This is a genomic window from Kribbella sp. NPDC004875 (genome assembly GCF_042873375.1).
Lineage (GTDB): Bacteria > Actinomycetota > Actinomycetes > Propionibacteriales > Kribbellaceae > Kribbella.
Map to the genome: position 1 here is coordinate 1045342 of NZ_JBIALI010000003.1, position 12722 is coordinate 1058063.

Below are 12722 nucleotides of genomic sequence, written 5' to 3' on the forward strand. Positions count from 1 at the left end.
CGTCCGAGGAATGAACTGTTAGGAAGCTTTCCTATCAGACGGAGCCCGGAGATGAGAACAGCTCGGACTGTTACGGTTTCCGCTCAGCCGAAGACGGTCAAGGCCGCGGGGGCGATCGACACGTCCACCGGCAGCGCGCCCAGCACCTCGCCGTCGGCGTACGCCGTGATCCCCGGCGACTCGAGCCGTACCGAGCGGCCGCGCAACGCCCGGACCGCCGGATGGCCGACGTGCGTGCCCTTGGACAGCTTCGGGAACAGCTGCAGCAGCGTCAGCCGGGACACCGGCTCGATGATCGTCACGTCCAGCAGGCCGTCGTCGATCGCGGCGCCGGCGCAGATCTGCAGTCCCCCGCCGTACGTCGGCCCGGTGCCGACCGCGACCAGCATGGCCCTGGTCTCGATCACCTGGCTGTCGACGCTCACGACGTACTCGAGCGGGGTGAACGTGCGCAGCTCGGCGAGAGTCGCGACCGTGTAGCGGGAGCTGCCCTTGGGCCAGCTCATCGCGTTCGCGCGCTTGTTCACCAGCGAGTCGAAGCCGCCCGCCACCACGGTGGTGATGAACCGGTCCTTCGCGACCGCGAGGTCGACCACACGGGTCTTACCGGCCACGATCAGGTCCGCCGCCGCGACCGGGTCCTTCAGCGGTACGCCGATCCCGCGCGCGAAGTCGTTACCGGTGCCGGCCGGGATGACGCCGAACGGCATCCCGGAGTTCGCCAGCACCTGGGCGCCGAGATGGATCGTGCCGTCGCCACCGATCAGCGCGACCGCGTCCGCACCGGACGCGACCACCTCGGCCGCGATCGTCCCGACATCCTCGGCACAGGTCGTCTCGTACCGGTCGACGGCGAGCCCGGCGTTCACGAGCCGTGCGTGCACGGCCGGCGCGATCCGGGCACCATGCCCCCGGCCGGCGGCGGGATTCACCACCAGCGCGATCTTTCGGCTCACGTCAGTCCGCCAGCAGTTCCTCGGAGCGGGAGGCGCGGCGCTTGTCGTTGATCCGCGAGATGATCTCGGCCGCGAAGAACAGCAGACACATCGGGATCGCCAGCAGACACATCGTGAACGGGTCACCCGACGGGGTCGCGACGGCCGCGAACACGAAGATGACCAGGATGATGTACGGCCGGAACTTCCCGAGCGCGGCCGCCGGCACCACGCCGACCATGTTCAGCAGCACGACGACCAGCGGTATCAGGAACGCGACACCGAACACCAGCATCGTCCGGATCACGAAGTCCAGGTACGTCGGCAGCTCGATCAGGTTCTGGATGTCGAGCGGCGTGAAGCTGATCAGGATCGCGATGCCCTTCGGCAGCGTCCAGTACGCGACCGCCATACCGGTCGCGAACAGCGGTGCCGCGATCCCGGAGAAGATGTAGGCCCACTTGCGCTCGTTGCGGTGCAGACCGGGCGCGACGAACGCCCAGAGCTGGTACAGCCACACCGGACTGGCCAGCACCAGACCGAACAACGCGGAGATCTTGATCCGGAACGTCAGCGCGTCACCGACACCGGGGAACGTCAGGATCGGCTCCTTGCCCTGTTCCCGGGCGATGTCACCGACGCTGGTGTGGAACGGCTGGGTCAGGAACTTGAACGCGTCGTTGTAGAAGATCCAGCCGATCACCGTGCACACCACGATCGCGAGCACACCGATGAGCAGCCGGTTCCGGAGCTCGACGATGTGCTCGCGCAGGGTCATCCGACCCTCTGGGTCCTTCGGGTGGCGGTCCTTCTTCTCCTTCCGCCGCCCGAACTTCACCATTGACACGAGTGCGGCGTTCGGCTCAGTTGGCCGTGTGCGTCGGCGGCAGGCCGTCGCCCGGCGCCTGGCCGTTCACCTGGTTCGCCTGCGGCTGGGCCTGCTGGGCCTGCGGGGCCGCCTGCTGCGCCGGGGGCTGCGAGGCGTTCTCGGTCAGCTCACCGTCCTTCTTGCGCGGGCCGACCTCCTCTTCCCAGATCTTCTTCGACTTGCCGAGCTGCTTCACCAGCGCCGGCAGCTTGGCCGAACCGAACAGCAGCACGACGATCGCGAGAATGACGAGCCACTCTGCGCCTTGGGGCATACCGAGGAGCGGTGCTGCCATGTCGATCTCCCTTTCCCATCAAACACTGCCAACATCAAACTCGGGGCTCGAGCCTGAGTTCGTGGCCGAATACTACGCCGGGTTCCAGCCGTCCCCGCGGGTCTGTCCGGACCCGGCCGAGGACTGCGCTGCCTCCAGCTTGGACTGGGCGGCGACCAACTCACGCGTCAGTGCCTTGCCCTGGCCCCACAGCTTCAGCCCGAGCAGGGCGAGGACCAGGAGCCACACCGCCACCACCGCGAGGAAGAGCAGGAACCAGTACATACCCAGGAGCCTAACCCGATCCGGCCCGGGACCCACGTCCCGCGGTGGGTCTCGGTGGACAACGGTGTCGGAACGTGATGGTAAAACCGAGTGTCCCGCAGGGGTGAACCCACGCGTGATGAGCTGTTCCGAGCGTGGTCCGGGTGCTTTTCCGAGCGAGACGAGGGTCGTTGATGGTGCGGATCGGGATCGAGGAGCGGCGTACGCGGCTCGGGCGGCGGCACCGGCTCGCAGCGGGCTGCCAGGCGGCGGACCCGGTCGAGGCGGCCGCGGCGATGGTCGCGTTGCACGCCACCGATCCGGCCACCGTGCATCTCAGCGTTGCCGCCCGCGTTCCGGGGAGTGACGTCGCGGGCACGGAGCGTGCACTGTACGACGATCGGTCGCTGATCCGGATGCTGGGCATGCGGCGGACCGTGTTCGTCGTACCGACGCCGTTCGCGCCGGTCGTGCAGGCGGCGTGCACGGACGACATCGCGGTGAAGCAGCGGAAGTTGCTGGTCAAGCATCTCGGCGAGGCAGGGGTGGCCGAGGACGCGGACGGCTGCGGGCGCTGGCTCGCCGCGGTCGAGGAGTCGACAGCGACCGCGCTGGCGCTGCGTGGGTCGGCGACGGCGCAGGAGCTGTCCGCCGACGAGCCCCGGCTGCGGACACGGTTGAACATGGCGACCGGCAAGTCGTACGCCGCTCAGCCGTACGTGACGAGTCGCGTGTTGTTCCAGCTGTCCGCCGAGGGCCGCATCGTGCGCGGAAGGCCGCTCGGGACGTGGCTGAGCGGTCAGCACCAGTGGTCGCCCGCGGCGGACTGGTTGCCTGACGGCCCCGCCGACAAGCCCGCCGCCGAGGAGGCTCGGGAGCTGCTGGCGCGGGCCTGGCTGACGTCGTTCGGGCCGGGCACTGCGGCCGATCTGCAGTGGTGGGCCGGTTGGACGCTCGGGCAGACGAAGAAGGCGCTGGCAGCGGTGGAGGCCGTCGCCGTGGACCTGGACGGCCAGATCGGCTACGTGCTGCCCGGGGACGAGGCGCCCGAGGTCCCGGTGGATCCGTGGGTGGCGTTCCTCCCCGGCCTGGACCCGACTCCGATGGGCTGGAAGGACCGTGATTGGTACCTCGGCCCGCACAAGTCGAAGCTGTTCGACACCACCGGCAACGTCGGCCCCACCATCTGGTCCAACGGCCAGATCATCGGCGGCTGGGGCCAGCCCGAGTCCGGTGAGGTCCGATTTCAGCTGCTGGAAGACGTCGGCTCCGACATCACCGCGATGATCGAGGCCGAAGCCGAGCGCTGGACCGCTTGGCTGGCGGGCGTCCGCGTCACGCCCCGCTTCCGCTCCCCGCTCGAGAAGCTGCTCAGCCAGGGCTGAGCTGGTCGTCGTACGCCGAGAGCGCCTCGCGGGCCGTGGCGGCGATCTGAGTGCTGAGGTCGGGCGGATCCAGGACCGTCGCGGTGCCACCCAGGCGGAGGACGAGCCGTTGCAGCCAGGCGGTGTCGGCCACCCGGAGCTTGACGATGAGCGAGTTGTCGGGGCCTTCCTCGACGGACTCGTTCGGGTAGTACTCGGCGACCCAGCGGGCCGGAGGCGCCAGCTGGAGGGTGGCCAGGAGGTCCTGCTCGGACGGCTGGAACATGCCGTTCGACAGGTCGCGGGGCGTTGCCTCGGGTGGCGGCTCGCTGGGCAGGTCCAGCAGCTTGACGGCCGCGATGCGGTCCAGGCGGAACAGCCGCACGTCCTCGGCCAGCCGGCACCACGCCTCGAGGTACGTGCGGCCCTCGGAGACGACCAGGCGCATCGGGTCAACGTCCCGCTCGGTGGTCTCGTCCCGCGAGGGTACGTCGTACGTCAGGTGCAACCGCTGCTTCGCCGCCAGTCCGCGGTTGACGATCGCCGCGATCTCCGGCGCCGCGGGCTCGACGTGGACGTGCGCCGCCGCACCCTCACTGGCCGCGGCCGCCTCACCGGCCGCACACTCCAGCTTGGCGATCGCCCGGTCGACCGCGTCGCGGTCCGGGCCGGCGGTCACCTCGCGCAGCGTCCGCAGCGCGGTCAGCAGCGCGAGCGCCTCCGCGGCGGCCAGCCGCAGCGGGCGGGCCAGGTAGTCCGCGTTGTTGATGTGGATGACGCCGTCGCCCTCGGCCGCCTCGATGTCGATCTCGATCAGATCGCCCATCTGCGCGCCGGGCAGGCCGCAGAACCACAGCACCTTCAGGTCCGCGATGATCTGCCGCGGCCGGACGCCGAACTCCTTCGCGACATCGTCGACCCGGGCACCGTCGTTCTCCCGCAGATACGGCACCAGCGCCAGCAGCCGCTGCACCTGATCACGCGCGTTACTCATGCGCGTCCTCGCTTCGCTCCTTCATCCCGCCACCGTCCGCAACCGCCACAGAACGCCGTCCAGCACGTCCCCAGGCCCTTCGACCACCGCATCCGGTCCGTACGACGCGATCTCCTCGGCCAGCACCGAGGAATCGGCGTACGGGACGTGCAGCAGGTCCCAGCCGTCCTCGTACGGCTCGATGGCGTTCGCGCGCCGGCGCAGGCTCACACACGAGCCGGTCCGCGCCCGCACCTTCGCCTCGGACGTCGGACGCGGCGGTGCGAGCTCGGTCACCAGCGACCGCAGGTCGGTCCCCTCCGGCACGGTGAACGCGCCAGGCTCCCCCACCGTTTTCACGGCGCCGCCGATCCGCGACAGCCGGAACATGCGGGTCGCCTGACGGTCCCTGTCCCGACCGACGACATACCAGCGGCCGTGCCAGGAGACGATGCCCCAGGGCTCCAGAGTCCGCGTGGTGGGCTCTGACGCACCACTCCGCAGGTGCTGGAAGCGCACTGCCTGTCGCGCGACCACAGCGGCCCAGAGCGGGTCGAAGGACGGCTCCGAGGCGCCGACGTGCGGCTCGATGGCGCTCAGGGCGGACTGGTCCGTCTGGATGCCGGCCGCCTTCAGCTTCAGCACCGCCGACGTGGTCGCCTCGGACAGCCCGGCGTGCTGCCAGACCCGCGCGGCCACACCGAGCACGGCGGCCTCGTCGGGCTCCAGGTGGACCTCGGGGAGCTCGAAGACGTCGCGACGAATCCGGTAGCCGACCTCGTCGGAGAAGAACTTGTCGATGGTGCCCATCTCGATGGGGATGCCGAGGTCGCGCAGCTCGTCCTTGTCCCGCTCGAACATCTTCTCGAAGGCGTCGTCGGTCTGGCCCGCGTACCCCTCGACGACCTCGCGGATCCGCTCCTTGGTCACGTAGGTGCGCGCGACCAGGAGGCAGATGACCACATTGAGCAGTCGCTCACTCTTCCGCGCCGACACCCGACCACCTTACGGCCTCGAGGCGGCCAAAACCCGCCTTTCCACACCGAAACTTCGAACACCGGTTCGACCCGTGGGCATGACCCCCAACCCCACGCCGTAGCGAGCACGTGCTCGGCGCAGTAGGCGTGGGGTTGGGGGTCATGCCCTAATCTCTGGCTGTGATTCGGTGGCGTGATGGTGTGGTGACTGGGGTCGGGCGCAGCTGGGCCGGGGCTGTCGAACTGACAGTCACGGTCGGGGAACAGTCTGTACGGGCGTTGGCGTACCCGGACCTCGTCGGGACGCCGGTGGCGGGTGACCGGGTGCTGCTGAACGTCGGCGCGCTGGACCGCGGTCTCGGGACCGGCGGGTACGCGCTCGTGGTCGCCGTACCCGATCGGCTGCCGGAGGACCCGCCGGAGCACGGGCACCTGGTGAAGGCGCGGTACACGCCGCTGCAGGCGATGGTGATGGGTGCCGACGAACAGGACTCCCCCGACCACGACGTACTCCGTGACGCGGACGACCTCTTCGGTACGCCGGTAGTCGTCGCGGATCTGCACTCTGCCCTCCCGGCGGTGCTGGCGGGCGTATACGAGGCCCGGCCGACCACGCGGGTCGTTTACGTGATGACGGACGGCGGGGCGCTCCCGCTGGCGTTCTCGCGCAACGTGGCAACGCTGCGGGACGCCGGCTGGCTCAGCGGCACGGTGACTGTTGGACAGGCGTACGGCGGCGACAAGGAGGCGGTGACCGTCCACACCGGTCTGCTGACCGCTGTGCAGGTCCAGTCCGCCGAGTTGGTCGTCATCACGCAAGGTCCGGGCAATCTGGGCACTGGAACGCGCTGGGGCTTCTCCGGCGTGCAGTCCGGCGAGGCCGTCAACGCAATCGGCACACTGGGCGGCCGAGCCGTCGCGTCGCTCCGGATCTCCGAGGCCGACCCGCGACCGCGCCACCGCGGTATCTCGCACCACAGCCTGACCGCGTACGGGCGAGTGGCGCTGCAGCCGGCGGATGTCGTCGTACCGGATCTGCCTGGTGATTTCGGTGACGCCGTACGCGACGCGGCCGAGCCGTTGAAGGCACGTCACCGGGTGGTGCGGGTCGGCGTCGACGGGCTGTACGACGCGATGCGGGACGCCCCCGTCAAGCTCTCCACGATGGGCCGCGGACTCGACGAGGACCGCGCGTACTTCGAGGCCGCCGCGGCTGCCGGGCGGCACGCCGCAGGGCTGGTGGACGTGCCGCCACGCGCCTGAACGGTGGATCCAGGCCCACCTGCGTCGGGGTCGCAGCACTCCTGATCGAACACGGCCGCGCCGCCACAGTGGGTGGTATGAACAGCACCAAGCACCGCGAGCTCACGATTCACGACGTCGCCCGGCCGCAGCCCCCACTGGCCGTCCGCGGCGCGACCACCCTGTGGTTCACAGCGGTCGGTGCCGGTGTCGCCGAGTCCGTCCTCGGCGTCCTCGGAGCGCTCGGCGACGGTCCGTCGGTCGTCGGCCTGCTCGTCCAGCTCGCCTTCCGCGCGATCGTGTACGGCGGTCTGTTCGTCGTCATCGACCGGTACTTCCGCCCCGGTGTGCGCTGGTCCCGCTGGCTGCTCACCGGCCTGCTCGGCACGGTCGGCATCGCGTCCCTGCTGATCGGCCCGATCGGCTGGCTCTGGCACAACGGCGACTTCGGCACCCTGGACTGGTCCGCCTCGTTCATCGCCTTCGCCGCGATCCGCTGCGCCCACGTCACCGCTGTCGTCAGCGCCATCGCGCTCAGCTTCCACCCGGACGCGAACCGCTGGTTCAGCCGCCGCCCGGTCCGCCGCACCCACTGAAACGCCGAAGGACCGGCCTCCCGGGCTGGGAGAACCGGTCCTTCGGGACGAACGGTCTTACTGAACTGTACTGTCTTACTGGCCGGTCTGCTTCGGGGCCGGGAAGGCGTTCAGGATGTCGATGACGGCGAAGGCGTTGACCGTCTTGCCGGCCTGGTCCTTGGAGGCCGGAAGCTCGACCAGGACGCGGCTGCCGACCGGGATGCCGGCGAGGCCGTCCAGCGCACCGGTCTGGCCGGTGGGGCCGGGGCCGACCTGGAGCTGGTCGGTCGGGGCCGCGGGCTGCGCGGGGCTCTGCTGGGTGGCGGGCTGCGCGTCCCAGGTGCTCGCCTGCTTCTTGCCGGTGTAGTCGTAGACGACGTAGCGGCCGATCAGCTGGCTGCCCTTCTCGATCGGCTTGCCCTTGCCGAGCGCGAACACGATCGGCTTGCCGGGCTTCGCCGGCGGTTTGGTGCCGGCCGCGACCGTCACCTTCGGCTCCGCGTTCAGGGCGCCGGTGACGGAGATCTTGGTCGGCGTCGACGGGGTCACCGGGTTCGCGTCCAGCGGGGTGTCGTTGCCGGCCTCGCCGACCAGGTCGACGACGAAGATCAGCGTGTCGTCACCCTTGATGCCGGCCTGCTCGTTGCCGGTCTCCTTGTAGCCCTTGTCGGCCGGGACCGACAGCAGCACGCGGCTGCCGATCTTCTTGCCGACCAGGCCCTCGTCCCAGCCGCCAATGACGCTGCCGACACCGATCGGGAACGACGACGGCGCGCCGCGGTCGTAGGAGTTGTCGAAGACCTTGCCGTCGCGCCAGATCTGGCCGAGGTAGTTCGCGGTGAGCAGCTCGCCCTTCTTCACCTCGGGACCGTCGCCCTCCTTGAGGACCTCGGTCACCAGCTGCTTCTCGGGATCACCTTCGCGGTGCGTGACGGTCGGCTTCTGCCCGAAGTCCGAGGTCACCTTGATCCCGCCGGCCCCGAACTCGTCCTTTCCGGAGCCACAGGCCACGAGTGACGCCCCCAGCGTCGCAACGACGACCAGACTCAACAACTTGCGCACGAAACCAGCACCTCGAACCATCTCGGCGCCAGTCAGCGCCGCTCGCCTCGGTCAACGACGCGCCCACCCTAGCCTGCGGGATCAACCACCGAGCCGGCCGCCCGCATCACTGTTCCGTCACGCCACACACCGTCGACGGCCGCGGTCCGGCCGACCTGCCGGCGTCACCATCAGCGACCGGGATGGCAGTTGCTCGAACAAACGTGTCCGTTTCGCGAACAACTTCGTTTCCCCATCCTCTTTACTAAACCGCTCAATCTCGACAAGATCAGGACCCGACGCCCGCCCCCGTCGAGAGGATCGACAATGATTTTGCCGCCCGTGATCCGTCGTACTGGAAAGCGCTTGCTCGTTCTGGTGTCGGCCTTCCTGATGGTCACCTTGGTGGCCTGCACCGCCGGCACGGCGGGTGGCGGAAGCCCCGCCGGGAACTCCGGCAAGGATGCCGGCGGCACCGCCGCGGCAGGCGACTCCAGCAAGTTCCTCACGTTCTTCCCCTGCTGCAGCTGGGGTACGACGTGGTCCTACAACCCGTACAACGTGAACCAGCTCGGCATCCAGAACGACTTCATCTCGATGCGCCTGGCGATCGTGAAGTCGCCGAGCCTGACCGAGTTCATTCCGCAGCTGGCCGACAAGTGGGCCGTCGAGAACGGCAAGCTCAACGTCCACCTGCGCGACGACGCGAAGTGGCAGGACGGCACCCCGCTGACGAGCAAGGACCTGCACGACACCGCCATCCTGGACGGGCTGCGCGGTGACGGGTTCTGGAGCGACATCACCGGCGTCGACGTCGTGGACGAGAAGACGGTCGCTTTCACCCTCAAACCAGGCCAGCCGGAGTCCCTGGCGAAGCTGGACATCCTGAACTCGATCCGTCCGTACCCGTCCAGCGTGTACGGCAAGCTCGTCACCGACGGACTGAAGCAGGACGTGGTCAAGTACTTCCGCACGCTGCAGCAGAATCCGGAGCAGGCCGCGAAGCTGCCGGAGTTCAAGCGGATGGGCGACGCGTTCAAGAACCTGGCCCAGCTGAAGGTCGACAAGTTGATCGGCAACGGGCCGTTCCGGCTGGAGAACATCACCACCAAAGAAGCCAAGCTGGTCAAGTGGACCGACTTCTGGGACGCGGACAAGATCAAGTTCGCCGGTATCCAGTACCTGAACGGGGCCACGCAGACCGTCTACCCGCAGTTGTTCAGCGGCAACGTGCACCTGTCCAACGTCTACATGCCGCCGCCGATCCTGAACCGCTGGAAGACAACCCCCGAGTCCAACACGGCTCTTCCGCTCGGCTTCGGCTTCACCATCGTCTTCAACAGCAACCAGAAGCCGCTCGACTCCAAGGCGGTCCGCCAGGCGCTCGCGTACGTGATCCCGCGACAGCAGATCAGCGAGGCGGCGTACGGCACCGACGAGGCGGCCGGTGGTACCTGGAAGGAAATCAACACGGGCATCTCGCCGACGCTCGAGAAGATCTACCTCAAGCCCGAGCAGCTCGAGAAGCTGAACAAGTACCCGGTCGACCTGGCCAAGGCGACCACCCTGCTGCAGGGCGAGGGCTTCACCAAGAAGGGCGATCAGTGGATCAAGCCGGACGGCAAGCCGTTCACGCTCACCTTCACCGCCAACGCCGAGACCACCGACATCGTCACCTCGTTCAACTCCGCGGCCAAGGCACTGACCGCGTTCGGGATCAAGTCCGAGGTGAACGCGACCTCGGGGGCGCAGCAGGACGCCGACCAGCACAACGGTGACTTCCAGGCCGGCATGGCGTTCGTCGGTGGCAGCAACCCGATCGCGATGTACAACTCGCTGCTCGGCCCCGGCTACAACTTCACCCGGCTGGGCAACTACGCCGGCAAGCGCGGGATCGGATTCGGTCCGAAGAAGAACGTTCCCGGTCTCGGTGAGGTCGACGTGGTCAGCACCATCGACCAGCAGGCGCGCACCGTCGAACCGGGCGAGGAGATGAACAAGCAGGTCTGGAACTGGGCGCAAATGGTCAACGAAGAGGTGCCCTACATCTGGTACGCGACCAAGGTCTACCAGTTCCCGTTCTCCACCAAGGAGTTCACGAACTGGCCGCCGCTGGGCGACAACAAGTCCAGTGAACTCTGGGACATCATCAGCGCGGACATGAACGGCGGCCTCTCGCTGGCGATGCAGCAGGGCTACATCACTCCCAAGTAGTCCTTCACGGTCCGATCGGCACCCCGCCCGCGGGTGCCGATCGGCACTGCCCCGACCCCCGGAAGGCGCTGATGGTTTCCTACGTCCTGAAACGTCTGGCGATGTCGCTGCTGATCATCTACATCGTCATCTCCTTGTCGTTCTTCATGATCCGGCTGATGCCGGGCAACCCGATGGCGGCGCTGGAATCCCAGTTGCGGATGCAGGGCGGCCTGAGCGAGGTCGAGATCCAGCAACGGATCAACGCCATCTACAGCGTGACGCCGAACGCTCCGGTCTGGGAGCAGTACCTCCGGTACGTGTGGGGCGCGGTCCGCGGCGACCTCGGCCGCCCGATCACCAATCCGGGGACCACGGTGGTGGCGGTGATCGCCGAGGCTCTGCCCTGGACGATCATGGTGGTGGCGGTGTCGCTGATCATCAGCTTCCTGATCGGCATCGCGGTCGGGGCGGTGATGGCCGCCTTCCAGAACAGCCGGTTCTCCCAGGCGATGACCTTCGTCGTCTCGTTCCTGAGCGCCGTCCCGAGCTATCTGGTCGCGATCGCGCTGCTCTACGTCCTGACCAGCGTCTATCAGGTGTTCCCGTCCGGTGGCGCGTACAGCGTCGACGTCACGCCAGGGTTCAACGGCCCGTACATCATCAGCGTGCTTTACCACGCCATCCTGCCGATCGCGGCGTCGGTGATCACATCGTTCGGCGGCTGGGCTCTGGGCATGAAGGGCAGCGCGGTCTCGGTGCTCGGCGCGGAGTACGTCCGGGCGGCCGAGTCCCGCGGACTGAGCGATCGCCGGATCACCCAGTCCTACGTCGGACGCAACTCGATGCTGCCGATGGTGACCCAGCTGGCCCTGTCCGTGGGCTTCATGTTCGGCGGTTCGGTGTTCATCGAGACCTACTTCCAGTACCCGGGCATCGGGTTCTACATGATCCAGTCGGTCGGCCAGCGCGACTACTCGCTGATGATGGGCTGCTTCGTGCTGATCACCGTGTCGGTGATCATCACCAATCTCCTCGTCGACCTGCTCTACCCCCTGGTCGACCCGCGGATCGCGAATCCGGCCGCGCGTGCCCGCGCCACCGACCAGCCCGCCGACGCCGATCAGGAAGTGCTGCCGGCAGGAGGTTCGATGGCATGAGATTTCTCAGCGACCTGTGGCGGATCCTGCGCCACGACAAGGGTGCCCTGATCGGCGGCGCGATCGTGCTGATCTACTGCCTGGCGGCGATCTTCGGCCCGATCTTCGTCGAGGTGGGCAACGAGCAGGACGCGAGCCAGGCGTACCTGGCGCCGTCGTGGGAGCACCCGCTCGGCACCGACTCGCTCGGTCAGGGGGTGCTGTCCCAGATCATCGTGGGCACCCGGCCGATCATGATCGTCGGCGTGCTGTCCGCGGTGATCACGGTCTTCATCGGCGTGGCGATCGGCCTGCTGACCGGCTACGTCGGCGGAGTGGCCGACACGGTCATCATGCGTATCACCGACATCTTCCTGACCATCCCCGGCCTGCCGCTGATCATCGTGCTCGCCAGCGTGATCAACACGACCAACCCGGTCGTGCTGGCCTTCATCCTGTCGATCACCGCCTGGGCCGGGCTGGCCCGGGCGATCCGGTCCCAGGCGATGAGTCTGCGCAGCAGGGAGTTCGTCGAAGCCGCCAAGCTGCAAGGCGTCTCGCTCGCCAATATGGTCGGGCGGCAACTGCTGCCGAACGTCGGGCCGTACGTCGCGATCCACTTCCTGCTGGCCATCACCGGGGCCATCTACGCATCGGTGGGTCTGTTCCTGCTCGGCATCGCTCCGATCAGCGGCAACAACTGGGGCATCATGATCAACCTGGCGATGGCCCAAGGGGCGTTGTACACCACCGACAGCGCGTTCTACCTGTTCTCCCCGATGGCCGCGATCGTCATCTTGCAGGTTGCCTTCGTGTTCTTCTCCCGAGCGCTTGACAGCGTGTTCAACCCGAGGCTGCGTGTCCAGTGAACAGC

Annotated in this window: 13 protein-coding genes; 6 read left to right on the plus strand and 7 right to left on the minus strand. The window is 68.0% G+C overall.

Annotated features, from left to right (window positions below; all coding sequences use genetic code 11):
* Positions 1–83: 83 nt before the first annotated feature.
* The 4 genes from ACFYRH_RS22080 to ACFYRH_RS22095 form a co-directional block, all read right to left on the minus strand.
* The gene (locus ACFYRH_RS22080) at positions 84–956 is read right to left on the minus strand and encodes a diacylglycerol/lipid kinase family protein (RefSeq protein WP_387778114.1); all 873 of its coding nucleotides are present in this window, start codon (positions 954–956) and stop codon (positions 84–86) included.
* Position 957: 1 nt separating this feature from the next.
* Positions 958–1776, minus strand: a complete 819-nt coding sequence (gene tatC, locus ACFYRH_RS22085) for a twin-arginine translocase subunit TatC (RefSeq protein ID WP_387778117.1) — start codon at positions 1774–1776, stop codon at positions 958–960.
* A 22-nt stretch (positions 1777–1798) separates the two neighbouring features.
* Positions 1799–2098, minus strand: a complete 300-nt coding sequence (locus ACFYRH_RS22090; RefSeq protein ID WP_387778120.1) for a twin-arginine translocase TatA/TatE family subunit — start codon at positions 2096–2098, stop codon at positions 1799–1801.
* Between the two features lie 72 nt (positions 2099–2170).
* On the minus strand, positions 2171–2362 hold the full coding sequence (locus ACFYRH_RS22095; RefSeq protein WP_387778123.1) for a hypothetical protein: 192 nt from the start codon (positions 2360–2362) through the stop codon (positions 2171–2173).
* Between the two features lie 173 nt (positions 2363–2535).
* Here ACFYRH_RS22095 and ACFYRH_RS22100 point away from each other — a divergent pair, with 173 nt between their 5' ends.
* Positions 2536–3726 (plus strand): winged helix DNA-binding domain-containing protein, encoded by a 1191-nt coding sequence (locus ACFYRH_RS22100; RefSeq protein WP_387778126.1) that lies wholly within the window; start codon positions 2536–2538, stop codon positions 3724–3726.
* Here the strand turns inward: ACFYRH_RS22100 and ACFYRH_RS22105 are convergent.
* Together ACFYRH_RS22105 and ACFYRH_RS22110 are read right to left on the minus strand one after the other, a co-directional pair.
* Complete coding sequence (locus tag ACFYRH_RS22105) at positions 3713–4699, minus strand: helix-turn-helix transcriptional regulator (RefSeq protein ID WP_387778129.1); 987 nt, start codon at positions 4697–4699, stop codon at positions 3713–3715. The genes ACFYRH_RS22100 and ACFYRH_RS22105 overlap by 14 nt on opposite strands.
* Positions 4700–4720: 21 nt before the next feature.
* Complete coding sequence (locus ACFYRH_RS22110) at positions 4721–5674, minus strand: helix-turn-helix transcriptional regulator (protein WP_387778132.1); 954 nt, start codon at positions 5672–5674, stop codon at positions 4721–4723.
* Positions 5675–5835: 161 nt separating this feature from the next.
* On the opposite strand from ACFYRH_RS22110, the gene ACFYRH_RS22115 reads away from it, so the two are divergent.
* A complete protein-coding gene (locus ACFYRH_RS22115; RefSeq protein ID WP_387778135.1) occupies positions 5836–6918 on the plus strand; it encodes a DUF3866 family protein in 1083 nt (360 codons plus the stop codon).
* A 77-nt stretch (positions 6919–6995) separates the two neighbouring features.
* A complete protein-coding gene (locus ACFYRH_RS22120; RefSeq protein WP_387778138.1) occupies positions 6996–7493 on the plus strand; it encodes a hypothetical protein in 498 nt (165 codons plus the stop codon).
* 75 nt (positions 7494–7568) lie between these two features.
* Here ACFYRH_RS22120 and ACFYRH_RS22125 read toward each other — a convergent pair whose 3' ends face one another.
* Positions 7569–8537, minus strand: coding sequence for an FKBP-type peptidyl-prolyl cis-trans isomerase (locus ACFYRH_RS22125; RefSeq protein WP_387778141.1), 969 nt, complete (start codon positions 8535–8537; stop codon positions 7569–7571).
* A gap of 306 nt (positions 8538–8843) precedes the next feature.
* Here ACFYRH_RS22125 and ACFYRH_RS22130 point away from each other — a divergent pair, with 306 nt between their 5' ends.
* The 3 genes from ACFYRH_RS22130 (at position 8844) to ACFYRH_RS22140 (ending at position 12717) form a co-directional block, all read left to right on the plus strand.
* The gene (locus ACFYRH_RS22130) at positions 8844–10730 is read left to right on the plus strand and encodes an ABC transporter substrate-binding protein (protein WP_387778144.1); all 1887 of its coding nucleotides are present in this window, start codon (positions 8844–8846) and stop codon (positions 10728–10730) included.
* Between the two features lie 71 nt (positions 10731–10801).
* A complete protein-coding gene (locus tag ACFYRH_RS22135) occupies positions 10802–11869 on the plus strand; it encodes an ABC transporter permease (RefSeq protein WP_387778147.1) in 1068 nt (355 codons plus the stop codon).
* On the plus strand, positions 11866–12717 hold the full coding sequence (locus ACFYRH_RS22140) for an ABC transporter permease (protein ID WP_387778150.1): 852 nt from the start codon (positions 11866–11868) through the stop codon (positions 12715–12717). Before ACFYRH_RS22135 ends, ACFYRH_RS22140 begins: the two co-directional genes overlap by 4 nt.
* The last annotated feature ends 5 nt before the right edge of the window (positions 12718–12722 follow it).